Below are 26,400 nucleotides of genomic sequence, written 5' to 3'. Positions count from 1 at the left end.
TCTGCCCCTGCGAAGCCGCGATCCTGCGGCCCCGCGCCCGGTGCGGCAACGGCGATCAGCCCCGCAGGGCGGCCTCCACCAGCGCCCGCGCCGCCCAGCGCGCCGTCGCCTCCATCGCCGCCTCGTCCTGCCCGCAGACGTCGCGCAGCACCACCACCGTCTCGATTCCCGCGAAGAGGGAGAGCCCGGCCACCAGCCGCTCGAACACCTCGGCCGGCACCCGGCCGCGCAGCGGCGCCAGGGCCTCGGAGAGCCACACGACCCGCCGCCCGCCCCGGCGCGGCGCCGCGTCCTCCTGGCCTTTCACGGACTCGGCCAGGAAGGCGCGGAACAGAACCTCGTTCCGCAGCACCATGGCGAGGATCGCGGCGACCATGCCCTCGGCGGCCTGCGCCGGGTCGCCCTCCGGCGCCGTGGCCGGCACGCCGTCCATCGCGGAGGCCAGCGCGTCCAGCACCGCCTCCTGCACCATGGCTTCGGGCGTGGAGAAGTACCGGTAGGCGCTGGATCGGGAGATGCCGGCATGGTCGGCCACCTCCGCGACCGAGGGCGCCCGCCCTTCCGCCACCAGGGCCCGCGCGGAGGCCAGCAGCACCCGCCGCGTGCGCTGCTTCTGCCGCACCCTTCCGGATCCGGATTGACCGCTCACCGCCGTCCTCTTATGAGACGTTTGTCTCGTGAAGGAACAAGTGTCCCACGAACACCCCGGAATCGCCAGCCACAAGGCCCGCCGCCATGAGCGCCCCGACCGTTCACCTGCTGGGAAATCTACTAACCTTCCGTGCCACCGCCGCGACGACGGAGGGCGGCTTTTCCCTCGTCGAGTGCCGCACCGCCCCCGGCCAGGGCTCCCCGCCCCACCTGCAGCGCCATGACGTGGAGGCCTTCTACGTGCTGGAGGGCCGCTACGAGTTCACCCTGGCCGGCGAGACCCGCACGGAAGGCCCCGGCGGCTTCGTCCTCATCCCCAGGGACGTGCCCCACCACTTCCGCAACCCCGGCGAAACCGAGGCGCGGATGCTCATACTCAACGTCCCGGGCGGCCTGCACGAGGGCTTCTTCCGCGATGCCGGCGAAGCGGTGGAGGGCACGGCTTTCCCGCCCATGGCCCCGCCCGACGTGCCGCGCCTGGTCGGCATCGCCGCCGGCTACGGCATCGAGGTACTGACCCCGGCCTGACGCCTCAGCGCGCCAGGACGCCCTCCAGCAGCGCGGGCAGGTCGCCGGGCATGGCCGCGACCGGCGCCCCTTCCGCCATCTCGGGCGTGCCATAGCCCCAAGCGGCGAAGACTGGCGCGATCCCGGCCGCCTTCGCCGCCCGCGTGTCGTTCTGATGATCCCCGATCAGCACGGCGCGGCCCGGCGCCGCCCCCATCCGCTTCAGCAGCCCCAGCGGATGGCCGGGATGCGGCTTGCGGACGGGAAAGCTGTCGCCCCCGCCGATATCGTCCAGCACGGCCGTCAGCCCGAGGTCGTCCAGCACGATCCGCGCCGCCTTCTCCGGCTTGTTCGTGCACACCGCCAACCGCCACCCGGCCGCCTTCAGCGCCGCCAGCGCCTCCGGGATGCCGGGGAAGGGGCGGGTCTCGTCCGCCGCATGGGCCTCGTAATCGGCCAGGAACTCGGCCACCAGCAGCGGCGTGCTCTCCAGGTTCCGCGCCGCGCAGGCCCGCTGCACCAGCACCGCCACCCCGTCCCCGATCATCCGCCACACCTCCGGCCGGGTGAAGCCCGGGCGGCCCTGGGCGGCCATCAGGCGGTCCAGGGCGGAATGCAGGTCCGGCGCGCTGTCCAGCAGCGTACCATCGAGGTCGAAGAGGGCGATGCGGTCCATGGCCGCCCCCATGCCATTCCGCATTACGGCCCGCAATGAAGGTTGAGCCGCCCCCGCCCTTGCGGAAGGCGCCGGCACAGGGCTTATCCACCCCATGCAAAGGGCTGCCATCCTCCTCGCCGCCGGGCTCGGCACGCGCATGCGCTCGGCCATGCCGAAGGCCATGCACCCGGTCGCCGGGCGGCCCATGCTCAACCACCTCATCGCCTCCTGCGAGGAGGTGTTCGACCGCATCGTCGTCGTCACCGGCCCGGACATGCCGGCGCTGGAGAAGGCGGCCGCCCCCCACGCCACCGTGGTGCAGCGCGACCGCCTGGGCACCGGCCACGCCGCCCTGCAGGCCGCCCCTGCGCTGGAGGGCTTCGAGGGCGATGTCGCCGTCCTCTATGCCGACAACCCGCTGATCGCGGCGGAGACGCTGCGCCGCCTCCTGCTCGCCCGCGTCTCCTCCGACCTCGCCCTGCTCGCCATGCGCCCGGCCGACCCCGGCCGCTACGGCCGGGTGGTGCCGCATGAGGATGGCGGCATCGCCGGCGTGGTGGAGTGGAAGGACGCGACTGAGGAGCAGCGCGCCATCACGCTCTGCAACGTCGGCGTGATCTGCGCCGCCGCCCCGCGCCTGTTCCAGTGGCTGCGGGAATTGAAGAACGACAACGCCGCCGGCGAGTACTACCTCACCGACGTGGTCGCCGCCGCCCGCGCGGAGGGCTTCCGCGCCGTGGCCGTGGAGGCCGCCGAGGCCGAGTGCCGCGGCATCAACTCCCGCATGGAGCTCGCCGAGGCCGAGGCCGCCGTGCAGGCCGCCCTGCGCCGCCGCGCGATGGAGGGCGGCGCCACCCTGACCCGCCCGGAAAGCGTCACCTTTTCCTTCGACACGCGCATTGGCCAGGATGTGACGATCGGCCCCGACGTGGTCTTCGCCCCCGGCGTGACGATCGAGGACGGCGTTGAGATCCGCGCCTTCTCCCACCTGGAGGCCTGCACCGTCCGCCACGGCGCCATCATCGGCCCCTTCGCCCGCCTGCGCCCGGGCACCGAGGTGGGCGCCGGCGCGCATGTCGGCAACTTCGTGGAGCTGAAGGCGGCGGTGCTGGGGGAGGGGGCCAAGGCCAACCACCTCTCCTATATCGGCGACGCGACGGTGGGCGCCCGCACCAACATCGGCGCCGGCACGATTACCTGTAATTACGACGGTTACGCCAAGCACAAGACCAGTATCGGAGAGGGTGTCTTTATCGGCTCCAACGCGACATTGGTGGCACCCGTCTCATTAGGTGATGGCGCCTTCGTCGCGGCGGGTTCTACCATCACCGCAACGGTCGCGCCCGATGCCATGGCCTTCGGCCGCGCCCGCCAGGAACAGAAGGAAGGCCGCGCCGCCGCGTTCCGCGCCGCCCGCCGGAAGGAGAAGTAAGCCATGTGCGGTATCGTCGGCGTCGTCGGTCGCGAAGAGGCTGCCCCGCGTCTCCTGGAGGCGCTGCGCCGCCTGGAATACCGCGGCTACGACAGCGCCGGCATCGCTACCCTGGTGAACGGCCACGTGGAGCGCCGCCGCGCCGAGGGCAAGCTGGGCAACCTTGCCGAGGTGCTGGAGCACGACCCGCTGCCCGGCACCACGGGCATCGGCCATACCCGCTGGGCCACCCACGGCGCCCCCACCACGCGCAACGCCCACCCGCACGGCACCAGCCGCGTCTCCATCGTCCATAACGGCATCATCGAGAACCACGCGGAACTCCGCGCCGAGCTGGAAGCCCATGGGGCCGAGTTCGAGACGGAGACGGACACCGAGACCTTCGCCCGCCTCGTGGACCATCACCTCGCGCGCGGCGACAGCCCGGAGATCGCCTTCTCCGGCGCGCTCAAGCGCGTCCACGGCGCCTTCGCCCTCGCCGCCGTCTTCGCCGGCCATCCCCGCAAGCTGCTCGCCGCCCGCCAGGGTGCCCCGCTCGCGATCGGCTACGGCGAGGAGGAGATGTTCATCGGCTCCGACGCCCTCGCCCTCGCCCCGCTGACCCGCCGCATCGCCTATCTCGATGAAGGCGACTGGGCCATCGTCAGCGACCGCGACGCGCAGGTCTTTGACGCCGCGGACCAGCCCGTGGAGCGCGCGGTCAAGACCACCGCCTTCTCCGGCGCCGCCATCGGCAAGGGCAACTACCGCCACTTCATGGAGAAGGAGCTGCACGAGCACCCCGCGGTGATCGGCGACACGCTCCGCCAGTACGTGGACCCCGCCACCCGCGCCGTGGCCCGCCCCGCGCTGCCCTTCGACCCGGCGACCCTGCCGCGCCTCTGGCTCTCCGGCTGCGGCTCCGCCTTCCTCGTCTGCAACACCGCCCGCTACTGGTTCGAAACCCTGGCCCGCCTGCCCGTGGACTGTGATGTGGCGAGCGAGTTGCGCTACCGCGACCCGCCGCTGACAAAGGGCGGCGCCGCCATGTTCGTCTCTCAGTCCGGAGAGACGGCGGACAACCTGGCCGCGATGAAGCTGCTGCGCGCCGGCGGCCAGTCCCTCGTCTCCGTGGTCAACGTGCCGGAAAGCACCATGGCGCGGGAGAGCGACACGACGCTGATGACGGTGGCCGGGCCGGAGATCAGCGTGGCCTCCACCAAGGCCTTCACCGCTCAGCTCTCCGTCATGGCGTGCCTGGCCATCAACTTCGCCCGCGCCCGCGGCGCCATCGACGCCGCCGAGGAGTCGCGCCTGACCGCCGCCCTGCTGGAGGTTCCGGAGCACGCCGCCAAGCTGCTGGATTCCAGCGACGAGATCGAGGCGGTGGCCGCCGACATCCGCGACGCGCGCGACGTGCTCTACCTCGGCCGCGGCAGCATGTTCCCCATCGCGCTCGAGGGTGCCCTGAAGCTGAAGGAGCTGTCCTACATCCACGCCGAGGGCTACGCCGCCGGTGAGATGAAGCACGGTCCCATCGCGCTGATCGATGCCAGCGTGCCGGTGATCTCCCTCTGCCCCAGCGGCCCTCTCTTCGAGAAGACCGCCTCCAACCTGCAGGAGGCCGCGGCGCGCGGCGGCCGCATCATCGCCTTCACGGACGAGGAAGGGGCACCCGCGCTCCGCCGCTTCGCCAGCCGCGTGGTCGTGCTGCCGAAGGTGGATCCCTTCGTGGCGCCCATCCTGCACGCCATCCCCGTGCAGATGCTGGCCTACCACGTGGCCGTGCTGAAGGGCACGGACGTGGACCAGCCCCGCAACCTGGCGAAGGCCGTGACGGTGGAGTAGGCGCCGCCCCGGCCCGCCGCGCGGGGCCTAGAGGCCCAGCGCGGCCGAGGTCTGCTTCCCGACGACGCCGTCGATGGTCAGCTTGTGGGCCCCTTGGAAGCGCATCACCGCGCTCTGGGTATCCCGCCCGAAGATCCCGTCCACAAGCAGGCCGGCCCCGTGCTGGTTCAGCTTCTCCTGCAACTTCTCCACCTCGGGGCCGCGGTCGCCGAGGCTGAGCAGGTCGTCTTCCGGAAGGGCGACGGGTACGGCGCCGAAGCGCCCCTCATTCGCCCATTTCCGGATCAGCCCGTCGCTGCACTCGAAGTGCATCCCGTCCTCGGTGCCGAAGGCCGCGCCCCAGAACCACTCGTGGCGGTTGAAGATCGGCGCGATGCGGGTCAGCCCTTCCTGGACGCGCCCGTCGCCGCGGGCGTCCAGCACCCCGTCCAGCGTCAGGTCGATGGCCGTTCCCCAGGAGTGGTTGCTGATCGAGGTCGTGGAGCCCCTGACGAAGCGGGCGCACAGCATTCCCGCGGTCCCGAGCGCGGCGAAGACCTTCGGCTCCTCCTTCTCGATGGCCTTCATCACGCCCTCGAGGCTGTCCACGGCCGGCGCGAGACCCCGGACGGCGAAGGGGCCGACATTCCTCCGCGTGACCAGCGGCTTCAGGCGGGGGTTCGTGATGTCGCGGCAGTCCGACCCGTAATCGGCCCTCGGGTTGCCGAGGAGGGTCAGCATCGTCGCCTGCCTGGCGTTCACGATCCTGCTGCCGTCCGGGAGCACGTTCATGTTGCGGGGCAGGGACACCAGCGTCGTGAGCGGCATGGAAGGCTTCCTCTTCCGGGACAACGATGATGTCCGTCCAGGCGGAACGCTAGCAACCGTTCCCGCTTCGATACAGTGCAATCATTGAGGCCGGAACGTTCGTCGGATCTGCCGGATTTCGATGCGGCGAACGCCGATCCGGTGGAGTAGCAATCTGGCGGAAAGGCCCCATCTCCCCGCCATGGCTTCCCCCCTCCCGCGGCCGCTGAAGCAGGCCATCGCCGCCCAGGTCACCGCCCTGTTCAACGACCGGGCACGGGGCGAGAAGCCGGTCCAGCGCCGCCCGGACGGCCTCTTCGGCCCCCGCTCCGTCGCTTGGCGCGTCCATGGGGACGTCGCCTCCATGATGGTCGGCGGCATCGCCGGCCTGCTGATGCAGATGCTCCACCCTGCCGTGCTGGCGGGGGTCTGGGACCACTCCAACTTCCGCGGAGACATGCACGGCCGCCTGCGCCGCACTGCCCGCTTCATCGCCCTGACCACTTATGGCGGGCGGGAGGAGGCGGAGGCCGCCATCTCCCGCGTGCGCGGCATCCATGCCCGCCTGCGCGGCACCCTGCCGGACGGCACCCCCTACGCCGTGGATGATCCCGCCCTCCTCGCCTGGGTCCATGTCACCGAGACCACCAGCTTCCTCGATGCCTGGATCCGCTACGCGGAACCGCGCATGTCCGCTGCCGATCAGGACCGCTACTTCGCGGAAATGGCGATGATGGGAACTGCCCTGGGCGCCGATCCCGTTCCCCGCAGCCGTGCGGAGGCGCAGGCCCTGATCCGCGCCACCCGCCCGCGCCTTCGCGCCGATGCCCGCACCCGGGAGGTGGCGCAGCTCGTCCTCAATCAGCCCGCCCCGCACCCGCTGGCCGAGCCGGTGCAGCGCCTGACCATGGGGGCGGCCGTGGATCTGCTGCCCGGCTGGGCCCGCACCATGCACGGCCTGCCCGACCCGCTCCTCGCCCGCCCGCTGGTCCGCGCCGGCACCTTCGGCGTGGCGCAGACCCTGCGCTGGGCCTTCGCGCGCTAGGATCGGATCGGTGGAGCGGCGGGGTCGCCCGGCCGCGTGGATCCGCTCCCCGGCCCTCTACTCGGGCTGTACTCCCAGCTCCTTCAGGATGCGCCCGTAGCTCACGAACTCCTCCCGCAGCATGGCATTCAGCGCCGCGCGCGGCATGAAGGCCGCCGGCGCGCGCGTGGTCGCCAGCACCCCCTTCACCGCCGGGGTCTCAAGCGCCGTGCGGCAGGCCTCCTCCAGCCGGTCCAGCACCGGGGCCGGCGTGCCGCGCGGCGCGTAGATGCCCACCTGACTCAGTTGCAGCGCGTCCACGCCCTGCTCCCGCGCCGTGGGAACGTCGGGGAAGTCCGGGTGCCGCCGGCTGGAGAACGCCGCGATCAGCCGCATCCGCCCGGCCTGCACCATCTCCGCCGCCGAGGACACCACCGCCGCCGAGAAGTCCAGCCGGCCCGCCAGCGTGTCGTTCAGGTGTGCCGCCTCCCCACGATAGGGGATGTGGTTGAAGTCCACCCCCACCGCCTTCTGCACGCGCCACACGCCAAGCTGCGGCAGCGAGTTCGGACCGGGGCTGCCGAAGCTCAGCGTGCGCTTGCGCCCCTCCGCGATCAGGTCCGCGAGGTTCCGGATCGGGCTCTCCGCCCGCACGACGATGCCGAGGATGTTCTCGTTCGTCCCGCACACCGCCTCGAAATTCGTCGGCTCCGTCCCGGCGTTCCGCACCATGTGCGGCTGCACCACGATCGCCGTCATCGGCGTCTGGCCGAGCGTGTAGCCATCCGGCTGGCTCGTCGCGACGGCCCGCATCCCCACCACGCCGGAGCCGCCGTCCCGCGTGATCAGCACCAGTGGCTGGCCGAGCGTCCTCTGGAAGTGCTCGCTCATCGCCCGGATCAGCACGTCCGCCGTTCCGGGCGAGTAGGGCATGATCATGGTGATCGGCTTGTCCGGGTACTCGGCGCGCGCGGGCAGCGCAGCCCCCAGCGCGAGCATGGCGGAGAGTAGAAGACGACGCATCATGCACCTCATCCCTGGACCGCGCCGCCGGGTCTTCCCGTGTCGGCACCCCGTTTCCGTGCCGGTCAGTCCGGCGTCACGCCCAAGGCCCGCATCATCGGGCCGTAAACCTCGTACTCGCTGCGGATCAGGCGCGTGAATTCCGCCCGGCTCTTGTAATCCAACACCAGCCGAAGCTGCTTCGCCACGCGCTGAAACCCCTCCTCCTGCACGCCGCTGCGGCAAGCCTCCTCAAGCTGGGCCAGCACCGGCTCCGGCGTGCCGGCCGGTGCGTAGAGGCCGACAGGGCTGTACTGCAGGGCGTCGATCCCTTGCTCGCGCGCCGTCGGCACGTCCGGGTAGTCCGGGTGCCGCTTGTCGGAGAACACGGCCAGAAGCCGCAGCCGCCCGGAATCCAGCAGCCCCGCCGCGGAGGCCACCACCGCCGCCGAGAAGTCCAGCCGCCCGGCCAGCACCTCGTTCAGGTGCGGCGGATCCCCGCGGAACGGGATGTGGTTGAACTCCACGCCCGCCGCCCTCTGCACCCGGAACACCGCCAGCTGAGGCAGGGAGTTCGGCCCCGGGCTGCCATAGCTCATTGCCCGCCGCTTTCCCTCTGCCACCAGCCCGGGCAGGTCGCGGATCGCGCTGTCGGCCCGCACGATGACGCCGAGCACGTTCTCGTTCGTCCCGCAGACCGGCGCGAAGTTCGCGGGTTCCGTTCCCGTGTTCCGCACGAGATGGGGCTGCACCACGATCGCCGTCATCGGCGTCAGCCCGAGCGTATGCCCGTCAGGCGGGCTCGTCGCGACGAAGCGCATGCCGACCACGCCGGAGCCGCCATCGCGGTTCGTCACGACCACGCTCTGCCCCAGCACCCGCGTGAAGTGCTCGCCCAACGCCCGGCCGTAGGAATCCGCCGCGCTCCCCGGTGAATAGGGGAGGACGATGGTGATCGGCCTGTCCGGGAAGGCCCGCGCCGATCCGGTCAGAACCAGGGAGGCCGCCAGGGCGGCCCCCAGGAGACGAGCCGCCCGCATGCTCAATCCTCCAGGATCGCCACGGCCCTCGTCCAGCCGGCCGAGGCACCGTGGATCTTCACGGGAAAGCAGGAGACCATGAAGCCGTCCGGCGGCAGCGCGTCCAGGTTGGAGAGCTTCTCCATCTGGCAGTACCCGATCTCGCGCCCAGCCCGATGCCCCTCCCAAATTAGGGAGACATCGCCCGTCTCCTGCACCCGCTTCTTCGTGAAGCTGAAGGGCGCGTCCCAGGACCAGCCATCCGTGCCCACCACGCGCACCCCGCGCTCAGCCAGCCACAGCGTGGCCGCGCGCCCCATGCCGCAGCCGCTGTCCACGAAGTCGGCCTGCCCGTAGCGGCTGCCGGCGCGGGTGTTCACCAGCACGATCTCCAGCGGCTTCAGCTCATGCCCGATGCGCCGCAGCTCCGCCTCCACCTCCTCCGGCGTCACAACATGGCCATCAGGCTTCTCGCGGAAATCCAGCTTCACCCCGGGCTGGAAGCACCACTCCAGCGGCACCTCGTCGATCCGCATGGAAGGCCGCCCGCCTGGCACCAGCTTCTCATCCATGCGGGAGAAGAAGTGATACGGCGCGTCCATATGCGTGCCGTTGTGGGTGGAGATGTTCACCTGCTCCACCGCCGCGTACTCGCCGTTCGGCAGCGCATCCACGGGCACGCCCATGAACTCTGCCATGGCCGGCGCGGTCATGTGGTGATCGCGGTAGTCGATTTGCGGCAGCATGTGCGGCGGGTCGCTCGCGATGCCCGCCGTCAGCGCGACCGAGATGTCGATGATCTTCCTTGGCATGTCTTTCTCGTTTCCTCTCCGCCGCAGGAGCGGACCGCTGGAGGGTGGCACGCCGGATGGCGTGAATCCGCCCCCGATGGTCTATTCGGCGGGCCAGGGCGGCGCGGGCAGGATCTCCGCCCGGCACTCCCCGAAGCCGATGGATACCGCGCCCTCCGCATGGGCGCGGCCGCGGAAGATCACCTCGTCCCCGTCCTGCAGGAAGCGGCGCGTCTCGCCGCCCGGCAGCTCAATCGGACCGCGCAGGATGATCTCCGCCATGCAGGCCTCCGAACCGGCTTCCGGCCCTGAACAGGTGCCGCTGCCCAGCAGGTCGCCCGGCAGCAGGTTGCACCCGTTGCTCGCGTGGTGCGTCACCATCTGCGCCGGCGTCCAGGCCATGTGCGCGAAGTCCGTCGCCGTCAGCCGTGCCGGCCCCGCTCCCGCGGCCCGCATCCGCGGCGTCAGCAGGAACACCTCCAGCGCGATGGAGAGCCCGCCCCGCGCCCGGTCCTCGGGATGGTCCAGATAGGGGAGGAGAGGGGCCGCCTCCGCCACGCGGCGTCCGGCGATCTCGAAGGGGATCATCGCCTCCGCCGTGACGATCCAGGGGGAGATGCTGGTGGACAGGCTCTTCGCCAGGAAGGGCCCCAGCGGCGGCATCTCCCACATCTGCATGTCGCGCGCCGACCAGTCGTTCAGCAGCCCGTAGCCGAACAGCCGATCGGGCGCGCGGGAGAGCGGAACGGGCACGCCCAGTGCGTTCTCCCCGGCCAGCCAAACCGCCAGCTCCAACTCGTAGTCCAGCGCCTCGGTCGGGCCGAAATGCATGCCCTCCTTCTTGCGCCACTGCCCGTTCGGCCGGACCACGCCCTCGCCGCTCACGCGCACGGAGGAGGCGCGGGAGTGGTAGGCCACCGGCAGGCTGTCGAAGGCCGGCGGCAGCGGCGCCTGCGGGTTCTTCAGAGCGCCCAGCCGCGAAGAGTGGTCACGCGAGACCATGAAATCGGTGAAGTTGGCGATCGCGACCGGCAGGTGCATCCGCGCCTGCGCCATGGGAACGAGGATCCCCTCGCGCCCCGCCGCGCCGCTTCCCTCGGCCAGCAGCCCCGACACCGCGGCCCGCAACTCGCGCGAGGCCCCGCGCCCCATGGCCATCAACCGGTTCAGCGTCGGCTGGGCCGCAGCCTCCGCCGCCGCGCCGGAGATGAGCCCGGCCTCCAGCGCCGCGCGCAGGTCCAGCACCTGATCGCCGATCGCCACCCCGCCCCGCGGCGCCTCGCCATCCCGCGAGAAGACACCGAGCGGCAGGTTCTGGATGGGGAAGTCACAGCCGGCGGCATTGGCGGAGGTAACCCAGGCCCGGCGTTCCGGGTCATGGGTGAAATCAGGGACGTTCATGCGGTTATCCTGTCGCGCTTGCGGAGGGCTGCCAAGAGGAAATATAAATTCCGGGCTTGATCGATATTCCCTCTGGCCCGGATGCCCTCACCCTGTCCGAAGCCGCCGCACGGCGACTGCGCCAGGACATTGTCGGCGGCGATCTGCCCCCGGCCACGAAGCTGCGCCTGCGCGACCTCACGGCCCGCTACGGCCTCGGCGCCACCCCGCTGCGTGAAGCCCTGGCCCGCCTCGCCGCGGAAGGCTTCGTGGTGCTGGAGGGGCAGAAGGGCTTCTCCGTCCCGCCGGTCACCCGCGCCCACCTGCTGGACGTCACGCACTCCCGCCAAGTGGTCGAACCGGAGGCGCTGCGCCTTGCCATGGGGCAGGGCGGTGCCGCCTGGGAGGACGGGATCGTCTCCTCCCTTTCCCTGCTTCGGCACGAGATCGCGCGGCGCGACCCGGCCAGCGACGCCTGGCTGGACGCCTATGAGGCCCGCCACCACCGCTTTCACCGCGCCCTGATCGCCGCCTGCCCGCTGCCTTCCCTGCTTCGCTTCTGCGACGACCTCTACCTGCAGAAATCCCGCTATCGCCGGCTCATGGGCAGCGCCCACCAGGACTGGCCCCACATCCTGGCGGTGCACGAGGCCCTGGCCGGGGCCGTGCTCTCCCGGAGTGCCGACGCCCCGCCGCTGCTCGCAGCCCATATCGGCACAACGGCCGAGCACGTCCTCGCCCTGCTGGGCGAGGCGCCGCCGGGCGCCTGAATGCAGGAAGGGCACCGCCCGGAGGCAGTGCCCTTCCAAACCCTTGGTCAGCAGGGGCCTTAAGGCCCCCTCCGGCTCGGTTGCCCGGCCTCAGTCGCCCGAGCCAGCCACCGGCGTCTCGGCGCTGAAGTGGCCGCACCAATCCTCGCGGGACACCACCGGCCACAGGCCATGCGACTCCGGGCTGGGCTGCGTCACGGGCGGATTGAAGCGGCACAGGCCCTCATCGGCGGCCTGCGCCTTCACGTGGTCGTCGAAGAACTTGCAGCGGGTGCAGGCGACGTCGGGGGTGTGGGACATGGACATGGCTGGTTCTCCGTTGGGGGGCGGGGAGGGCTGCCGAAGGCAAGCCCGTGGAAGGGAATCTAAGCAGAGAGACGCATGAGCGGGTGCGAAGTTTTTGCTGCCCATCCCCGAATACATTCAACAATACTTGGCCATCGCGATGCATTCTCATCCCGCGCATGTATTCAAACTGATACTTACTCGCAGCCTCATCGGCACGCGCCTGCCCGGTGACATCCTCCTCGGCTCGGCCCATCTTTCGCGCGCCCGTCACAGGAGGCCCGCCATGCTCGACACCGTCACGAAGCTCGTCCTGAAGGACCCCAACCTCTTCCGGCAGGCCAACCGCGTTGGCGGTGCCTGGGTCCAGGCCGCCTCCGGCAAGACCATCGCCGTGAAGAACCCCGCCACCGGCGAGGTGATCGGCCACGTCCCCTCCCTCTCGCAGGAGGAGGTGCGCGGCGCCATCCAGGCCGCCTACGACGCCCAGCCCGCCTGGCGGGCGCTGCTGGCGAAGGAGCGCGCGGCCATCCTCCGCCGCCTCTTCACCCTGATGCTGGAGAACGTGGATGACTTGGCCGCCATCATGACGGCCGAGCAGGGCAAGCCCCTCGCGGAATCCAAGGGCGAGATCGCCTACGCCGCCTCCTTCATCGAGTGGTTCGCCGAGGAAGGGAAGCGCGTCTACGGCGACATGATCCCCACCTTCAAGCAGGGCAGCCGCATCCTCGTGATGAAGGAGCCGATCGGCGTCTTCGCGGCGATCACCCCCTGGAACTTCCCGGCCGCCATGATCACCAGGAAGGCCGGCCCCGGCTGGGCCGCGGGCTGCACCGGCGTGATCCGCCCCGCCTCCCAGACGCCCTTCTCCGCCCTGGCCATCGCCGTGCTGGCGGAGCGCGCGGGCATGCCGGCCGGCGTCTGCAACGTCGTCACCGGCTCCGCGCGGGAGCAGGGCGAGGAGCTCTCCACCAACCCGCTGATCCGCAAGCTCTCCTTCACCGGCAGCACGGAGGTCGGCCGCACCCTGCTGGCCCAGTGCGCGGGCACTATTAAGAAGACGAGCATGGAGCTCGGCGGCAACGCCGCTTTCCTCGTCTTCGACGACGCGGACCTCGATGCCGCCGTCACCGGCGCCATGGCCTCCAAGTTCCGCAACACCGGGCAGACCTGCGTCTGCGCCAACCGCATCTTCGTGCAGGAGGGCGTGTACGACGCCTTCGCCGAGAAGCTGAAGACGGCGGTCGAGAACCTGAAGGTCGGCAACGGCATGGAGCCCGGCGTCACCCAGGGCCCGCTCATCAACGCCGACGCCGTGACGAAGGTGGAGGAGCACATCCAGGACGCCACCGCCCACGGCGCGAAGGTGCTGACGGGCGGCAAGCGCCACTCCCTCGGCGGCAACTTCTTCGAGCCGACCATCCTGACGGACGTGCCGACCACCGCGAAGGTGCTGAAGGAGGAGACCTTCGGCCCCATGGCCCCGCTCATCCGCTTCAAGGACGAGGCGGAGGGCGTGCGACTGGCCAACGACACGGAGTTCGGCCTCGCCGCCTATTTCTACGCCCGCGACGTCGGCCGCATCTTCCGCGTGGCCGAGGCGCTGGAGAGCGGCATCATCGGCATCAACGAGGGCATCATCTCCACCGAGGTCGCCCCCTTCGGCGGCGTGAAGGAGAGCGGCCTGGGCCGGGAAGGCAGCAAGTACGGGATCGAGGACTACCTGGAGATCAAGTACTGCCTCATCGGCGGCGTCTGACCGGGAAGGGAAGGGGGGCTGGTCAGCCCCCCAACCCCTCCATCTCCAGCATCGCCCGCGCCGCCTCCGGCGAAAGTCCAGTGGAGCTCTGCAGCACCACGAATCCCCCGCGCCCCTTCAGCGCCTGTTCCAGCGACCACCCCTCGATCTGCGGCGCCCGCCAGAGGCTCCGCATCACGAAGATCCGGTATCCGTCCGGCATGGCGTGGAACCTCTCCAGCAGCCCGGCATGCCAGAGGTGGTGCCAGTACAGCGTGTACTCCGTCCATTTCAGCCCGCCGCCATGCCGGTCCGCCAAGGCCCGCTGCCAGTCGCCGTGTCGCGCCTCCAGCGCGTCCAGCACGCCCCGCATCGCCTCCGCCGAGATGAGGGCAGGGGTCACGTCCATCGTCTCGGCGTAGTCGAACGGCGTGCCCAGCAGATCCGCCGCGGCGCTGCACCAGGCATCCCCCTCCCGCACGGCCTTGCGCTGTACCCCGGCCCGCTCGCCCAGAATCGCGTCCGCGATCCCCCATTCCCGGATCAGCGCCACATCGGCGTCCAGCGTCAGGTAGAAGGGCGCGGGGCAGAGCCGGGCGAAGCCCATCTTCACGGTCATCTGCCGCACCGTGCCGCGCACGGTGTGGTCGGCGGCCACGCTCTCCGCCAGCACCGCCGAATCCGGCAGGAACTCCAGCCTCACCTTGCCCCCGGCCGGGGCCGCATGGGCCGCCCGCACCGCCTCCATCGCCGCGTCCGGCGCCACGATGAAGAGGGTGATCGGGTCGCGCAGGAACCGCTCCAGCGAATCCAGAAGGATCCGGGCGCGCTCGATGTCGTTGTGCCGCGCCGAAAGGGTCAGCATGGCCACCAGCGGCGCCCCGGCCTTTCCCATTCGCCCCTCCTCCAACCCTGTCCTCCATCCCTTCCCACGCCCGCCCCTGCACGGGAAGCCGGGCCGCCCCGCGATCGCCGCACCCTTGCGCCACCGCCCCGGACCCCCGATTTTCCCGGGCATGAGCGCCCCGCACCCCCACGAATTCGACCTCTTCGTCATCGGCGGCGGCAGCGCCGGCGTGCGGCTGGCCCGCATCGCCGCCGGCCACGGCGCGAAGGTCGGCATCGCCGAGGGCCGCTTCTGGGGCGGCACCTGCGTGAACGTGGGCTGCGTGCCCAAGAAGCTGATGGTCCAGGCCGCCGAGTACGGCGAATGGGCGAAGGATGCCGCCGCCTTCGGCTGGAACATGGGCGAGGCCAAGCATGACTGGCCCACCCTCGTCCGTGCCCGGGACATGGAGGTGGCGCGCCTGTCGGGCATCTACAGCCGCATGCTCGGCGGCGTCGGCGTGCAGACCTTCGAGTGCTACGCCCATTTCACCGGCCCGCACGAGTTGAAGGTCGGGGAGCGCACCGTCACCGCCAACCGCATCGTCATCGCCGTCGGCGGCCATCCCATCCGCCCGGACATCCCTGGCGCCGAGCACGCCCTGATCTCGGATGACCTCTTCACCCTGCAGGAGCGCCCGCGGCGGCTGCTGATGATCGGCGGCGGCTATATCGGCCTCGAATTCGCGAACATGCTGCACAACCTCGGCTCCGAGGTGACGCTCGCCTATCGCCAGCAGCTCCCCCTGCGCGGCTTCGACCACGAGCTGCGCGAGATGGCCGCCGAATCCCTGGCCGCCAGCGGGCTGACCATCCTGCCTGGCGAAACCCCCGCCGAGATCACCCTGAACGGCGAGACCCGGGTCGTCCGCATGGCCAGCGGCAAGGTGGTGGAGGCAGACGCCGTCTTCTTCGCCACCGGTCGCGCCCCCGCCACAAAGGGCCTGGGCCTGGACGCCGCCGGGATCAACTGCCGGGAGGGCGCGGCCATTGCCGTGGACGAAGACCACGCGACCAACGTGCCGCATATCTACGCCATCGGCGACGTGACGGACCGCGTGAACCTCACCCCCATGGCCACCGCCGTCGGCCACGCCCTGGCCGACACCCTCTTCGGCTCGCGCCCCCGCCACGCGAGCTACGAGAACGTGCCGAAGGCCGTCTTCATCTCCCCGCCCATGGCCAGCGTCGGCCTGACGGAGGAGGAGGCCGCGCTGCGCGGCCCGGTGGAGATCTACACCAGCCGCTTCACCCCCATGCGCCATACCATCACCCGCCGCACGGATCGTAAGACCCTGATGAAGCTGGTGGTGGAGGCCGAGACCGGCTGCCTCTTGGGTGCCCACATGCTGGGCGAGGAAGCGCCGGAGATCATGCAGGGCATCGCGGTGGCCGTGGTGAACCGCCTGACCAAGGCGCAGCTGGACGCCACCATCGGCATCCACCCCACGGCGGCGGAGGAGTTCGTGACGATGCGCGTGGCAACCCGGCGGGTGGGGGAAGGGGCCGCCAAGGCCGCCTGAACGCTGCGGGGGGGCGTTCCGCCCCCGCCGCGTCCGGCTTCTCCACCCCGCGCCAGAGGTCCGCGTGACCTCCCGGGCCGTCGCGCGTTGCACGCGCAGGATGTCCAACGCCCCGGAACCCTGGTTCGTCGCGATCGGCGCCTCTGGGATGGAGGGACTCGATGACCTGAAAGCCGTGCTCCAGGCCCTTCCGGCCCGGTTGGCCGCCGTCGTACTGGTCGTGCTGCACCGCCCCTGGGAACGGCACACCCACCTTCGCGCCGTCCTGGCCCGGTTTTCGAGGTTGCCTGTCCTCGTTCCTATGGATGGCGAAAGGTTCGATCCCGGCCATGTCTACATCGGCGAGCCGGAGGAGCACCTCACCCTCGTCGCCCGCAGCTTCGGCGCCATGACGCCCGACCTCGATCGCGTGCACCGCAACCGCACCGTCGACCTCCTCTTCCGCTCGGTCGCTGAGCATTCGGCCGGGCGCGCCATCGGCGTGGTCCTTTCCGGCTCGCTGGACGACGGCTCTCGCGGCCTCGCGGCCATCCGCGCGGCAGGCGGGTTGACCATGGTCATCACTCCCAACCTGCTGCCCCGTCGCGGCATGCCGGAGAACGCGGTCTCCTACGACGGCCCAGTGGACGTCATCGGCAGCCCGTCGTGCATCGCCGGGGCCATCCGCGCGGCGATCGGGACAGGCGGGCGGGACCCGGCGGATTTCCGGCGCGAGCACGAGCCCGGCCACGCCGCGAAATCCCGGCCGGCGGCCTGATCTCTCAGCCCACGAAGGCGATCCATCGCCCGGCCAGCACCGCGCCGACCCAGAGAAGAAGGGACAGCACCGCGCCCCCCCTGACGGCAGCGCCCACCGGCCCGCCTGCCAAGGCCTGGCGCCACCCGGAGCCGAGCCGCAGCGCAAGGACGTTCACCAGCCCCAGCCCCACCAGCCCGAGCTTCAGCAGGAAGGCGGGATTGGCCGCGTATTCCGCCGGCCGCACGCTGAAGAGCAGGAACCCCGTGCCCACCGCCAGCGCCACCCCGGCCCCGGCCACCCGCACCAGGGGCGGCCCGAACACCGCGAGCGGCGCCGCCCGGAACGCCCCGAGCACCCGCAGGTCCAGCGCCGTTATGGCCCCGATCAGCAGCCCGATCCCCAGGATGTGCGCCGCATTGACCAGTGGGTAGAGCACCGCCGACCGACGCAGCGCCGCCGCGACGGACCAGTCGGAGAGCGCCGCCAGCGGGTCCAAGCCCAGGCGATCCGGAACGGGTCAGCCGCGCCCGATCCGCTCCGGGTAGATATCGAAGCGCCGCTCGCCCACCGTCACCCGCACCGCCTTCATCCGCAGCTCACTGCGGTTCATGGAGCGGTTCCCCAGCGCCACGATACGGTCCCCGGGCTTGGCGGCACCCTCCACGAAGCCCGCGTTCCGGGTCTGGGTGGGATTGCCCAGCTCCACCGTCCACACCGCCCGGTCCGCTGCCTCCACCCGCAGGGTCGGGTGTGGCGGGGCGATCGTCACCTCCCGGATCGTCCCGGAGAGTTCGACCTGCTCTGCCTCCGCCCAGCCCCAGCCGTGGTGGGCCCGGGCGGCCGGCGCGATCAGGGCCAGTGCGGTGCCGCTCAGAAGAACTCGCCGGTTCATGATCAATCTCCGACAAGATGAAGGGATCGTCATGTGGGGCTGGCCTGCCGGGATGGGGAGGGGGTGGCGAGAGGCGGGGCCGTACTGAAACGCTTGCCCCCCTGCTTCCCCCCGCTATGGTGCCCGACCCGCCGCGCGAGACGGCGCCGCCCGACCACACCGGACTGATCACCTCATGGCCCACCCCTGGCACCCCGCCTCCTGGCGCGAAATGCCCATCCGCCAGGTCCCATCCTACCCGGACACCGCGGCCCTCAGCGCCATGGAGGCGAAGCTCACCCGCTTCCCACCCCTGGTCTTCGCCGGCGAGGCCGACCGCCTGACGAGCCTCCTTGCCCAGGCCGGGGAGGGGAAGGCTTTCGTCCTCCAGGGCGGCGACTGCGCCGAGAGCTTCGCGGACTTCCACGCGAACACCATCCGCGACACCTTCCGCGTGCTGCTCCAGATGGCGGTGGTCCTCACCTTCGGCGGCGGCCTGCCCGTGGTGAAGCTCGGCCGCATGGCCGGCCAGTTCGCCAAGCCCCGCAGCTCCGACACGGAGACGGTGGGCGACCAGACCCTTCCCTCCTACCGCGGAGACATCATCAACGCCTCGGGCTTCACCCCGGCGGACCGCATGCCCGACCCGAGCCGGATGGAGTTCGCCTACCTCCAATCCGCCGCCACGCTGAACCTGCTTCGCGCCTTCGCCACCGGCGGCTTCGCGGACCTGCACCAGGTCCACCAGTGGAACCTCGGCTTCGTCGCCCGCTCCCCGCTCGCGGACCGCTACGCCGACATCGCCCAGCGCATCGACGAGACGCTGCGCTTCATGGCCGCCTGCGGCATGAACAGCATCACCGCGCCGCAGATCCGTGAGACGGAGTTCTACACCTCCCACGAATCCCTCCTCCTCCCCTTCGAGGAGGCGATGACGCGCGAGCCCTCCACCCACCAGGGCCGCCACTACGCCTGCTCCGCCCACTTCCTCTGGATTGGCGACCGCACCCGCCAGCCGGACGGCGCGCATGTCGAGTTCCTGCGCGGCGTGGCGAACCCCATCGGCCTGAAGGTCGGCCCGACGACGAGCGTGGAAGATCTCCTCCGCCTCACGGAAATCCTCAACCCCGCCAACGCCCCCGGCCGCCTGACCCTCATCACCCGCATGGGCGCCGGCAAGCTGGAAGCCCACCTGCCGCCCCTGCTGCGCGCCATCAAGCGCGAGGGCCGGAAGGTGACCTGGCTGTCCGATCCCATGCACGGGAACACGCACAGCGCCGGGGGCTACAAGACCCGCTCCTTCGACGCCATCCTGCAGGAGGTGCGCGGCTTCTTCGACATGCACGAGGCCGAGGGCACGGTCCCCGGCGGCGTGCACGTGGAGATGACGGGCCAGGACGTCACCGAATGCCTCGGCGGCGCCCACCGTCTGACGGAGGCGAACCTGAGCGAGAACTACGCCACCTTCTGCGACCCGCGCCTGAACGCCGAGCAGTCGCTGGAGCTCGCCTTCCTCGTGGCGGAGGAACTGAAGTCCCGCCGCGCCGCCACCCTCCAACTTCACGCGGCACAGTAGGCGGAGACGGCAGCCATGGACGCGATGCCCGAGAGCCCGCTCGAAGCCGATATCGCCGCGCGAACGGATGTCTACTTCAAGCGAACCCGCACCGTGGTGCAGCGCTTCGGGGATGTCCGCGTCACCTACGCGATCTTCCTGCGGCGCCCCGTCGTCTCCGCGCCGAAGCTGATGCTGGACTGGCTTCACACCGTCGCCGCCGAGCGCGGCGTCGAGCTCGACGTGGAGCTGATGCACAAGGAGGGTACCTGGGTCGGCGCGGGCGATCCCATCCTCTACGTCACCGGCTCCTTCGCCGGCCTGGCGGACCTGGAGACGCTGCTCCTGCAGAAGCTCGGCGCCGCCTGCGTGGCCGCCCACAACGCCTACCAGATGTGCCTGGAACTGCCCGGCGTCGCGTTCCTCGCCATGGAGGCCCGCCACTGCGCCGGCGCCGAGATGCAGGAGATCATGGCCTACGCCGCCAGCGTCGGCAGCAACGCCGCGAAGGCGGAGGGTGCGCGCGGCTTCGTCGGCAACGCCAACGACGCGACGGCGCATTACTACGACGCGCTGCGCGGCCTCGGCACCATGCCGCACGCCCTGATCGGCTATGCCGGCTCCACCCTCCGCGCCGCGGAGATGTTCCACGAGACCTTCCCGGACTCCAACCTCACCGTCCTCACCGATTATTTCGGCCGCGAGGTGACGGATGGGCTGGAGGTGTGCCGCCGCTTCCCGGAGATCGCCGCGGAAGGCCGCCTCGCCGTCCGCCTGGACACGCATGGCGGCCGCTTCCTCGAAGGCCTGGACCCCCAGACCTCCTACGCGGTGATCGAGCGCCACGCCCCCGGCGCCATCCGCCGCTATCGCAGCGAGAGCGAGCTGCGCCACCTCGTCGGCACCGGCGTCTCGGCCGCCGCGATCTGGCGCATGCGCGACGCGCTGGACGAGGCCGGTTTCCCGAAGGTGAGGATCATCGCCTCCTCCGGCTTCGGCGTCGCCAAGTGCCGCGTGATGGCGGAGGCGAAGGCGCCGATCGACACGATCGGCACCGGCAGCTTCATCCCGGATTCCTGGGGCGAGACCTACGCCACCGCCGACATCGTCTCCTACAACGGGGAGCCGCGCGTGAAGGTGGGCCGCGAGTTCCTGCTGCGGGCCGCTCCGAAGGAACAGTAAGGGAAGGGCAGGGGGCGCTACAGCGCCACCCGCCTCACCCCCGCATCCCGCACGCGCCGCACCTCGCCGCCGTCCACGGGGTGCAGCACGAAGATGGTGATGCCTTGCTGCATCCCCTCGGCCTTCACCCGATAGACCCAGTCCATCACGAAGGCGCCGTCCCGCAGCGTGTAGTTGCCGGTCAGGCTCACCTGCATCTTCTCCGGCTGGTCCATGTTCACCAGCAGCAGCGGTGCCTCGAGCGAGACGGAGAAGGCGCGTCCTTCCACTGGCGCCGCCGTGACCTTCAGCGAGACGAGCTTGCCCTCGTTCCCGCTGACGAAGCGCCCGAAGGCCGCCGCGCTCCGCGCCGTCAGCGCCCCCTGCAGCTCCTGCGCCCCCGCCTGCGCCATGGCGGCCATCGGCAGAAGCCCCAGGCCGCAAACCACCCCGCGCCGCGTCACACCACGAACCATCCGCATCTCTCCGCGCTGTTTCCCGCATCGGCGGCGGCCAATATGGCGCCTACATGGCATCTCAAGCGAAGGTGACCATGGCCACTCGCCGCCCCGGCGCTGCGCCCTCTGGGCAACCCCGCGCCACCGCGCCGGCCTTGCCTAAAACGGAAGGGGGAAGAAGGCGAAAGCCCGCCCCCATGCGTTAGCCCCTTGCCCGCCCAACCCCGGCGCGGCCCGTGACCACAGGGAACACCACACATGGATGAGACGAAGATGTCGCGGCGCGGCATGGTTGGCGCTGCGGGCGTCGGGGTCGTGGCGGCGGCGGCGGCCAGCACCCAGCCGGCCAGCGCCCAACCTGCCGGTGCGCCGGCCCCCGCCGCGCTGCCCGATCCCCGCGGCCGCTACCCCCGCCCGCCCTTCCAGGAGCAGACCCAGCCCTTCCCCGGCCTCGCCGGACGGATGAACCCACGCCCCGACCATGGTGAGGAGAGCTACAAGGGCTCCGGCCGCCTGGCCGGCCGCAAGGCGCTGATCACCGGCGGCGATTCCGGCATGGGACGCGCCGCCGCCATCGCCTTCGCGCGGGAGGGCGCGGACGTCGCCATCAGCTACCTGCCGGACGAGGAGCCGGACGCGCGGGAGGTGATCGACCTCATCCGTAATGCGGGCCGCACCGCCCTTGCCCTGCCCGGGGATATCCGGGACGAGGCCCATTGCCGGCAGATGGTCGCCACCGCCGTGGAGCGCCTGGGCGGCCTCGACATCCTCGTCAACAACGCCAGCCGCCAGCAGCAGCGCCAGAGCCTCGACGCCATCTCGTCCGAGGACTTCGACGCCACGATGAGGACGAACATCTACGCGATGTTCTGGATCACCAAGGCCGCGCTGCCGCACCTGAAGCCCGGCGCCGCCATCATCCAGACCACCTCGGAGCAGGCCTACGACCCCTCGGCGAACCTGGTGGACTACGCCATGACGAAGGCGGCGATGATGAGCTTCACCAAGTCCATGGCGAAGCAGCTCGGGCCGAAGGGCATCCGCGTGAACGGCGTGGCGCCCGGCCCGATCTGGACCCCGCTCCAGGTCTCCGGCGGGGCGACGATGGAGAAGCTGAAGACCTTCGGCGGCGACACCCCGCTCGGCCGCCCCGGACAACCGGCGGAACTGGCCTCCATCTACGTCCAGCTCGCCGCCGCCGATGCCAGCTACGCCACCGGTCAGGTCTATGGCGCCGCCGGCGGCAGCGGCCAGCCTTGATCAGTAAAACGCCCTGCTCGGAATCCGAGCGGGGCGTTCCCAGCCGGGAACAACGGCCCTAGGGTCCGGCCGCCCATGCCAAACCCGCTCCGCATCGCCCTTGCCGCCTTCAACCCGCGCATGGCCGCGCCCGAGGCCAATGCGGCCGGGCTTGCGGCGCTGCGCGCCCAGGCGGCCGAAGCCGGTGCGGACCTCCTTCTCACCCCCGCCCACTCCCTCTCGGGCGCCGTCCCCCCGGCCGTCGCCGCCGATCCCGGATTCGCTGCCGCCTGCGAGACCGCGCTAGCCCCGCTCGCCGTCGCGCCCGGTCCCGCCATGACTGTGGGCCTGCCCTCGCATCTCGGCGATTGCCTCCACGATTCGGTCCTCCTCCTCGCCGAAGGCGCCGTCCGGGGCCGGCGCGCCGCCCACCACCCGCGCCCCGGCTTCGATTCCGGCCCGGTACCCGGCCCGCTTGCCCTCGGCGATCTCCGCCTCGGCCTCATGCCCGGTGCGGACTGGCGCGACCCCACCATCCCCGAGACCCTGGCCGAGACCGGCGCCGAGATCCTCGTCGCCCTCGATTCCCTGCCCGAGGAGACCGGCGGCCCGGAGCGGATCCTGCAGGCAGCCCTCGCCCGGGTGGTGGAGAACGGCCTGCCGCTGCTCCTCCTCAACCGCCTCGGCGCGGAGGAGGAGAGCGCCCATGACGGCGCCGCCCTGATCCTGAACGCCGACCGGGGCCCCGCCCTGCAGACCCCGCCGTTCACCGAGTCCCTGACCCTCACGGAATGGCATAACAAGGGCGGCACCTGGCGCTGCGCCCCATCCCAGCCGCCGCCTCCGATGCAGGAGGAGGAGCGCCTCTGGCAGGCCATGCTCCTCACCCTCCGGGACCACGCCCTCCGCTTCTTCCCGGCCCCCATCCTCATCGCGCTGGACGAGGACCCGAACACCGCCCTCACCGCCGCCCTCGCCGTGGACGCCTTCGGCGCGGATTCCATCAAGGTCCGCGGCTTCCTTCTCCAGGAAGCGGCCGCCCCGCTGGCCCGTCGCCTCGGCCTCGCCTCCTCCATCCTGGACCTGGGCAGCGCGCTGGAATGCCTGGGCGACACCCTGCCACCGGCCGCGCCATACCTGCGGGAACCCCTGCGCCGCCTGGCGATGGACATGCTGACCAGGGCCGGGCAGGGGGTGCAGCTCGTGGCCGGCCCCAGCACCTGTTCCGCCGCCATCTTCCCATTGCGGTATCTCTCCGCGGACCAGCGCCGCAGGCTGGCCGAGTGGCGCAACGCCGGCCGGCCGGCCGGCGCCCTGGGGGCAGAACATCCGGCCCTGCCGCTCCCCGCGGACGATCCCGCGCCCGCCGACAGGCCGGCCAATGGCCTGAGCCTCTGGCAATCCATGGTGCGTGCGGATTACAAGCGCCGCCTGCTCCCGCCCGGCCTGAACATCGCCCCCCGCGCCTTCGGCCAGGCCCAGAAAGACAGGGCCCAGGCATCATGACCGAACACCACTCCCCCAAGCCCGCCCCAACGGGCCCCTTCGTCCGCATCAAGGACCTCTCCGGCGGCAACGGGGACGAACCGGTGGAAGACATCCGCGGCTTCCTCACCGCCGCCGACGCCGCCACCTTCGCCCGCCGCTACGTCCGCGACAGCATCGAGCGCTGCCGCACCCCGGGCGCGGATGCCGATGCCGTCCTGGCCGCCTGGTTCGCCTTCGGCGAGGACGCCGAGGCCCTGGACCTGGACGGCGAGCACTGGACCAGCGCCGCCGAGATCCGCAACTTCGCCGCGAAGCCCGCGCGCACGAAGGCTGAGCGCGACTGGCGCGCCCTGGATCCCCGCCGCCACCTGCCGAACGAGGATGACGACACGGCCGGGGAGGGAGAAGGCGAGTGAAGGTCCGCTTCGCCCCCAGCCCCACGGGCTGGCTCCATGTCGGCAACGCGCGCCCGGCCCTCGCCAACTGGCTTGAGGCGCGGAAGCGCGGCGGCACCTTCATCCTGCGCCTGGACGACACCGACACCGGCCGCAGCAAGCCCGAATACGCCCAGGGCATCGAGGAGGACCTGCGCTGGCTCGGCCTGGACTGGGACGAGTTCTTCCGTCAGTCCGACCGCATCCCCGCCTACGAGGCCGCGGCCGAGCGCCTGAAGAAGGCCGGCCTGCTCTACCCGTGCTTCGAGAGCGAGGAGGAGCTGAACTTCAAGCGCGAGCAGCGCCGCAAGCAGGGCCGCGCGCCCATCTACGACCGCGGCGCCCTGAAGATGACGCAGGAGCAGTACGAGCGCGCTCTCGCCAACGGCAAGCAGCCCTACTGGCGCTTCAAGCTGAACACCCGCACCGTGTCCTGGCGCGACGGCGTGCTGGGCGAGCGCAGCGTGAAGCTCCCCAGCCTCTCCGACCCCGTGCTGATCCGTGCCGACGGCAGCTTCCTCTACACCTTCACCAGCGTCGTCGATGACCTGGAGACCGGCATCACCCACGTGATCCGGGGCGAGGACCACGTCACCAACACCGGCATCCAGATCGACATCATCGAGGCGCTCTCCGGCCGGCCGAACCGCATCTACTTCGCCCACATGCCGCTGCTGCTGGACGCGGAGGGCGGCCCGCTCTCCAAGCGCATCGGCAGCATCTCCCTCCGCCAGTTCCGGCGCGACGGGATCGAGCCTGCTGCCATGACCGGCTACCTCGCCGCCCTCGGCAGCTCGCGCGATCCCGTGGCGGCATCCCCGCGCGACCTGATCGCGGACTGGGACATCACGCGCATCTCTCATTCCCCCGCGCGCTTCGACACGAAGCAGCTGCTCTCCCTCAACCGCAAGCACCTGCACGCGCTGAGCTTCGAGGCCGTGCGGGACCGGCTGCCCGAGGGTGCAGACGAGGCCTTCTGGCTCGCCGTGCGCGGCAACCTCGACCTGCTGAACGAGGCGCGCGACTGGTACGAGGCCGCGCGCGGCGAGATCACCGTGCCCGAGCAGCCGGAGGAGGCCGGGCTGCTGAAGGCCGCGATCGAGACCCTGCCCGCCGAGCCCTGGGGCGAGGCCACCTGGTCCGCCTGGACCACCGCCATCGGCGCGGCGACGGGGAAGAAGGGCAAGCCGCTCTTCCTCCCCCTCCGCCGCGCCCTGACGGGAGAGGACCACGGCCCCGACCTCAAGACCTTCCTGCCGCTGATCGGCCCGGAGCGGGCGCGGGCGCGCCTCTCCCGCTCGGGCGGCTAGGCGCCGAGGCGTCCCGCGGCGTGGAACGGAACGGGCGGCCCCGCGGTCGGGCTGCCCCGCCCGACCCGTGGCGGGCCCGGTACGGGACCCTATCTCCTCCCGGTTTCCAGCCGGAGCGGACCATGGCCCAGGAAAAGACCCGCATCGGTCTCGTCCTCTTCCCCGAACTGACCCAGCTGGACCTGACGGGTCCGGCCGAGGTCTTCTATCGCCTCCCCGGCGCCGAGGTCCTCCTGCTCTGGAAGACTCTTGACCCTGTCACCTCCGACCGGGGCATGAGCATCCTGCCCACCGCCACCTTCGACAGCTGCGGAGAGCTGGACGTGATCTGCGTCCCCGGCGGCCCGGGCCAGATCGCCTTGATGGATGACGAGGAGACCCTGGCCTTCCTCCGCCGCGTCGCGCCCGGCTGCCGCCTCGTCACCTCCGTCTGCACCGGCTCCCTCGTCCTGGCCGCCGCGGGCCTTCTCTCCGGCTACCGCGCGACCAGCCACTGGTCCTCCATCGACCAGCTGGCCCTGCTGGGGGTGGAACCGGTGAGCGAGCGGGTCGTGCGCGACCGGAACCGGATCACCGGGGCCGGCGTGACCTCCGGCATCGACTTCGCGCTGACGGTCGTGGCCGAGCTTTTCGGCCCCGAGGTTGCGCAAGGCGTCCAGCTCCAGATGGAGTACGATCCGGAGCCGCCCTTCCAGGCCGGCTCGCCCCGTTCCGCTCCCCCGGACCTCGTGCGCGACGCCCGCGCGAAGCTGGCGCCCTTCCTGGCCCGCCGCCGGGCCGCGACGGAGCGGGCGGCCGGGCGCCTCTCCGGCTGAGCCGCCCAGGGCGGCCGGCTTTCACCGCCGGAACGGGTGCGCGCCGCCGCCG

The 26,400-nt window shown here is 71.3% G+C and carries 27 protein-coding genes; 15 read left to right on the top strand and 12 right to left on the bottom strand.

Annotated features, from left to right (window positions below; all coding sequences use genetic code 11):
* Positions 1-55: 55 nt before the first annotated feature.
* Complete coding sequence (locus NRP21_RS21795) at positions 56-622, bottom strand: TetR/AcrR family transcriptional regulator (protein WP_257718351.1); 567 nt, start codon at positions 620-622, stop codon at positions 56-58.
* A 113-nt stretch (positions 623-735) separates the two neighbouring features.
* On the opposite strand from NRP21_RS21795, the gene NRP21_RS21790 reads away from it, so the two are divergent.
* Entirely contained in the window at positions 736-1,179 is a 444-nt protein-coding gene (locus NRP21_RS21790) for a cupin domain-containing protein (protein ID WP_257718350.1), read from the top strand.
* A 4-nt stretch (positions 1,180-1,183) separates the two neighbouring features.
* Here the strand turns inward: NRP21_RS21790 and gph are convergent, their stop codons facing one another.
* Entirely contained in the window at positions 1,184-1,834 is a 651-nt protein-coding gene (gene gph / locus NRP21_RS21785; RefSeq protein WP_257718349.1) for a phosphoglycolate phosphatase, read from the bottom strand.
* A gap of 94 nt (positions 1,835-1,928) precedes the next feature.
* Between gph and glmU the strand changes: the two genes are divergently transcribed.
* Entirely contained in the window at positions 1,929-3,248 is a 1,320-nt protein-coding gene (glmU, locus tag NRP21_RS21780) for a bifunctional UDP-N-acetylglucosamine diphosphorylase/glucosamine-1-phosphate N-acetyltransferase GlmU (RefSeq protein WP_257718348.1), read from the top strand.
* 3 nt (positions 3,249-3,251) lie between these two features.
* Entirely contained in the window at positions 3,252-5,075 is a 1,824-nt protein-coding gene (glmS, locus tag NRP21_RS21775; RefSeq protein WP_257718347.1) for a glutamine--fructose-6-phosphate transaminase (isomerizing), read from the top strand.
* Between the two features lie 27 nt (positions 5,076-5,102).
* On the opposite strand, the gene NRP21_RS21770 is transcribed toward glmS, so the two are convergent.
* The gene (locus NRP21_RS21770) at positions 5,103-5,882 is read right to left on the bottom strand and encodes a peptidoglycan-binding protein (protein ID WP_257718346.1); all 780 of its coding nucleotides are present in this window, start codon (positions 5,880-5,882) and stop codon (positions 5,103-5,105) included.
* A 181-nt stretch (positions 5,883-6,063) separates the two neighbouring features.
* Here NRP21_RS21770 and NRP21_RS21765 point away from each other — a divergent pair, with 181 nt between their 5' ends.
* Positions 6,064-6,906, top strand: coding sequence for an oxygenase MpaB family protein (locus NRP21_RS21765; protein WP_257718345.1), 843 nt, complete (start codon positions 6,064-6,066; stop codon positions 6,904-6,906).
* Positions 6,907-6,963: 57 nt separating this feature from the next.
* Here NRP21_RS21765 and NRP21_RS21760 read toward each other — a convergent pair whose 3' ends face one another.
* From NRP21_RS21760 to fahA, 4 genes are all read right to left on the bottom strand, one after another.
* Positions 6,964-7,911: a Bug family tripartite tricarboxylate transporter substrate binding protein gene (locus tag NRP21_RS21760; RefSeq protein ID WP_257718344.1), complete on the bottom strand. Its 948-nt coding sequence runs from the start codon at positions 7,909-7,911 to the stop codon at positions 6,964-6,966.
* A gap of 62 nt (positions 7,912-7,973) precedes the next feature.
* A complete protein-coding gene (locus NRP21_RS21755; RefSeq protein ID WP_257718343.1) occupies positions 7,974-8,927 on the bottom strand; it encodes a Bug family tripartite tricarboxylate transporter substrate binding protein in 954 nt (317 codons plus the stop codon).
* 2 nt (positions 8,928-8,929) lie between these two features.
* Positions 8,930-9,718: a cyclase family protein gene (locus NRP21_RS21750; RefSeq protein ID WP_257718342.1), complete on the bottom strand. Its 789-nt coding sequence runs from the start codon at positions 9,716-9,718 to the stop codon at positions 8,930-8,932.
* 81 nt (positions 9,719-9,799) lie between these two features.
* Complete coding sequence (fahA, locus tag NRP21_RS21745; protein WP_257718341.1) at positions 9,800-11,098, bottom strand: fumarylacetoacetase; 1,299 nt, start codon at positions 11,096-11,098, stop codon at positions 9,800-9,802.
* Between the two features lie 56 nt (positions 11,099-11,154).
* Here fahA and NRP21_RS21740 point away from each other — a divergent pair, with 56 nt between their 5' ends.
* Positions 11,155-11,847 carry a GntR family transcriptional regulator gene (locus NRP21_RS21740; protein WP_257718340.1) on the top strand — a complete coding sequence of 231 codons (693 nt, stop codon included), beginning with the start codon at positions 11,155-11,157 and terminating at the stop codon, positions 11,845-11,847.
* A gap of 90 nt (positions 11,848-11,937) precedes the next feature.
* Here NRP21_RS21740 and NRP21_RS21735 read toward each other — a convergent pair whose 3' ends face one another.
* Positions 11,938-12,153: a hypothetical protein gene (locus NRP21_RS21735; RefSeq protein ID WP_257718339.1), complete on the bottom strand. Its 216-nt coding sequence runs from the start codon at positions 12,151-12,153 to the stop codon at positions 11,938-11,940.
* A 265-nt stretch (positions 12,154-12,418) separates the two neighbouring features.
* On the opposite strand from NRP21_RS21735, the gene NRP21_RS21730 reads away from it, so the two are divergent.
* Complete coding sequence (locus NRP21_RS21730; protein ID WP_257718338.1) at positions 12,419-13,891, top strand: NAD-dependent succinate-semialdehyde dehydrogenase; 1,473 nt, start codon at positions 12,419-12,421, stop codon at positions 13,889-13,891.
* A gap of 22 nt (positions 13,892-13,913) precedes the next feature.
* Here the strand turns inward: NRP21_RS21730 and NRP21_RS21725 are convergent, their stop codons facing one another.
* Positions 13,914-14,765 carry a DUF6492 family protein gene (locus tag NRP21_RS21725; RefSeq protein WP_257718337.1) on the bottom strand — a complete coding sequence of 284 codons (852 nt, stop codon included), beginning with the start codon at positions 14,763-14,765 and terminating at the stop codon, positions 13,914-13,916.
* Positions 14,766-14,886: 121 nt separating this feature from the next.
* Here NRP21_RS21725 and gorA point away from each other — a divergent pair, with 121 nt between their 5' ends.
* On the top strand, positions 14,887-16,278 hold the full coding sequence (gene gorA, locus NRP21_RS21720) for a glutathione-disulfide reductase (protein WP_257718336.1): 1,392 nt from the start codon (positions 14,887-14,889) through the stop codon (positions 16,276-16,278).
* A 100-nt stretch (positions 16,279-16,378) separates the two neighbouring features.
* The gene (locus tag NRP21_RS21715; RefSeq protein WP_257718335.1) at positions 16,379-17,035 is read left to right on the top strand and encodes a chemotaxis protein CheB; all 657 of its coding nucleotides are present in this window, start codon (positions 16,379-16,381) and stop codon (positions 17,033-17,035) included.
* A gap of 4 nt (positions 17,036-17,039) precedes the next feature.
* Here the strand turns inward: NRP21_RS21715 and NRP21_RS21710 are convergent, their stop codons facing one another.
* Together NRP21_RS21710 and NRP21_RS21705 are read right to left on the bottom strand one after the other, a co-directional pair.
* Positions 17,040-17,513, bottom strand: coding sequence for a DUF2214 domain-containing protein (locus tag NRP21_RS21710; RefSeq protein ID WP_257718334.1), 474 nt, complete (start codon positions 17,511-17,513; stop codon positions 17,040-17,042).
* A 21-nt stretch (positions 17,514-17,534) separates the two neighbouring features.
* Positions 17,535-17,909: a DUF6152 family protein gene (locus tag NRP21_RS21705; protein WP_257718333.1), complete on the bottom strand. Its 375-nt coding sequence runs from the start codon at positions 17,907-17,909 to the stop codon at positions 17,535-17,537.
* A 175-nt stretch (positions 17,910-18,084) separates the two neighbouring features.
* On the opposite strand from NRP21_RS21705, the gene NRP21_RS21700 reads away from it, so the two are divergent.
* Positions 18,085-19,464, top strand: coding sequence for a class II 3-deoxy-7-phosphoheptulonate synthase (locus NRP21_RS21700; RefSeq protein ID WP_257718332.1), 1,380 nt, complete (start codon positions 18,085-18,087; stop codon positions 19,462-19,464).
* Between the two features lie 15 nt (positions 19,465-19,479).
* Positions 19,480-20,625 carry a beta/alpha barrel domain-containing protein gene (locus tag NRP21_RS21695; protein ID WP_257718331.1) on the top strand — a complete coding sequence of 382 codons (1,146 nt, stop codon included), beginning with the start codon at positions 19,480-19,482 and terminating at the stop codon, positions 20,623-20,625.
* A gap of 17 nt (positions 20,626-20,642) precedes the next feature.
* Here the strand turns inward: NRP21_RS21695 and NRP21_RS21690 are convergent, their stop codons facing one another.
* Entirely contained in the window at positions 20,643-21,080 is a 438-nt protein-coding gene (locus NRP21_RS21690) for a hypothetical protein (RefSeq protein ID WP_257718330.1), read from the bottom strand.
* Between the two features lie 240 nt (positions 21,081-21,320).
* Between NRP21_RS21690 and NRP21_RS21685 the strand changes: the two genes are divergently transcribed.
* The 5 genes from NRP21_RS21685 to NRP21_RS21665 all read left to right on the top strand — a co-directional run bounded on the left by NRP21_RS21685 (position 21,321) and on the right by NRP21_RS21665 (position 26,348).
* Complete coding sequence (locus NRP21_RS21685) at positions 21,321-22,322, top strand: SDR family oxidoreductase (protein WP_257718329.1); 1,002 nt, start codon at positions 21,321-21,323, stop codon at positions 22,320-22,322.
* A 75-nt stretch (positions 22,323-22,397) separates the two neighbouring features.
* Entirely contained in the window at positions 22,398-23,807 is a 1,410-nt protein-coding gene (locus NRP21_RS21680) for a nitrilase-related carbon-nitrogen hydrolase (RefSeq protein ID WP_257718328.1), read from the top strand.
* Positions 23,804-24,205: a hypothetical protein gene (locus NRP21_RS21675; RefSeq protein ID WP_257718327.1), complete on the top strand. Its 402-nt coding sequence runs from the start codon at positions 23,804-23,806 to the stop codon at positions 24,203-24,205. The genes NRP21_RS21680 and NRP21_RS21675 overlap by 4 nt, the downstream gene beginning before the upstream one ends.
* Positions 24,202-25,533, top strand: a complete 1,332-nt coding sequence (gene gltX / locus NRP21_RS21670; protein WP_257718326.1) for a glutamate--tRNA ligase — start codon at positions 24,202-24,204, stop codon at positions 25,531-25,533. Before NRP21_RS21675 ends, gltX begins: the two co-directional genes overlap by 4 nt.
* Before the next feature lie 122 nt (positions 25,534-25,655).
* The gene (locus tag NRP21_RS21665; protein ID WP_257718325.1) at positions 25,656-26,348 is read left to right on the top strand and encodes a DJ-1/PfpI family protein; all 693 of its coding nucleotides are present in this window, start codon (positions 25,656-25,658) and stop codon (positions 26,346-26,348) included.
* The last annotated feature ends 52 nt before the right edge of the window (positions 26,349-26,400 follow it).

Origin of the sequence: Roseomonas populi (assembly GCF_024594815.1) — a bacterium.
Lineage (GTDB): Bacteria > Pseudomonadota > Alphaproteobacteria > Acetobacterales > Acetobacteraceae > Roseomonas > Roseomonas populi.
Note: the sequence above shows the minus strand (reverse complement) of the source record. Positions and strands in the feature narration are given on the sequence as shown.

Bases quoted from the DNA above. Each gene is read 5' to 3' on its own strand.
- NRP21_RS21790 (WP_257718350.1), top strand. From the start codon at position 736: ATGAGCGCCCCGACCGTTCACCTGCTGGGAAATCTACTAACCTTCCGT.
- gph (WP_257718349.1), bottom strand. From the start codon at position 1,834: ATGGACCGCATCGCCCTCTTCGACCTCGATGGTACGCTGCTGGACAGC.
- glmU (WP_257718348.1), top strand. From the start codon at position 1,929: ATGCAAAGGGCTGCCATCCTCCTCGCCGCCGGGCTCGGCACGCGCATG.
- glmS (WP_257718347.1), top strand. From the start codon at position 3,252: ATGTGCGGTATCGTCGGCGTCGTCGGTCGCGAAGAGGCTGCCCCGCGT.
- NRP21_RS21770 (WP_257718346.1), bottom strand. From the start codon at position 5,882: ATGCCGCTCACGACGCTGGTGTCCCTGCCCCGCAACATGAACGTGCTC.
- NRP21_RS21765 (WP_257718345.1), top strand. From the start codon at position 6,064: ATGGCTTCCCCCCTCCCGCGGCCGCTGAAGCAGGCCATCGCCGCCCAG.
- NRP21_RS21760 (WP_257718344.1), bottom strand. From the start codon at position 7,911: ATGATGCGTCGTCTTCTACTCTCCGCCATGCTCGCGCTGGGGGCTGCG.
- NRP21_RS21755 (WP_257718343.1), bottom strand. From the start codon at position 8,927: ATGCGGGCGGCTCGTCTCCTGGGGGCCGCCCTGGCGGCCTCCCTGGTT.
- NRP21_RS21750 (WP_257718342.1), bottom strand. From the start codon at position 9,718: ATGCCAAGGAAGATCATCGACATCTCGGTCGCGCTGACGGCGGGCATC.
- fahA (WP_257718341.1), bottom strand. From the start codon at position 11,098: ATGAACGTCCCTGATTTCACCCATGACCCGGAACGCCGGGCCTGGGTT.
- NRP21_RS21735 (WP_257718339.1), bottom strand. From the start codon at position 12,153: ATGTCCATGTCCCACACCCCCGACGTCGCCTGCACCCGCTGCAAGTTC.
- NRP21_RS21730 (WP_257718338.1), top strand. From the start codon at position 12,419: ATGCTCGACACCGTCACGAAGCTCGTCCTGAAGGACCCCAACCTCTTC.
- NRP21_RS21725 (WP_257718337.1), bottom strand. From the start codon at position 14,765: ATGGGAAAGGCCGGGGCGCCGCTGGTGGCCATGCTGACCCTTTCGGCG.
- gorA (WP_257718336.1), top strand. From the start codon at position 14,887: ATGAGCGCCCCGCACCCCCACGAATTCGACCTCTTCGTCATCGGCGGC.
- NRP21_RS21715 (WP_257718335.1), top strand. From the start codon at position 16,379: ATGTCCAACGCCCCGGAACCCTGGTTCGTCGCGATCGGCGCCTCTGGG.
- NRP21_RS21705 (WP_257718333.1), bottom strand. From the start codon at position 17,909: ATGAACCGGCGAGTTCTTCTGAGCGGCACCGCACTGGCCCTGATCGCG.
- NRP21_RS21700 (WP_257718332.1), top strand. From the start codon at position 18,085: ATGGCCCACCCCTGGCACCCCGCCTCCTGGCGCGAAATGCCCATCCGC.
- NRP21_RS21695 (WP_257718331.1), top strand. From the start codon at position 19,480: ATGGACGCGATGCCCGAGAGCCCGCTCGAAGCCGATATCGCCGCGCGA.
- NRP21_RS21690 (WP_257718330.1), bottom strand. From the start codon at position 21,080: ATGGTTCGTGGTGTGACGCGGCGCGGGGTGGTTTGCGGCCTGGGGCTT.
- NRP21_RS21685 (WP_257718329.1), top strand. From the start codon at position 21,321: ATGGATGAGACGAAGATGTCGCGGCGCGGCATGGTTGGCGCTGCGGGC.
- NRP21_RS21680 (WP_257718328.1), top strand. From the start codon at position 22,398: ATGCCAAACCCGCTCCGCATCGCCCTTGCCGCCTTCAACCCGCGCATG.
- NRP21_RS21675 (WP_257718327.1), top strand. From the start codon at position 23,804: ATGACCGAACACCACTCCCCCAAGCCCGCCCCAACGGGCCCCTTCGTC.
- NRP21_RS21665 (WP_257718325.1), top strand. From the start codon at position 25,656: ATGGCCCAGGAAAAGACCCGCATCGGTCTCGTCCTCTTCCCCGAACTG.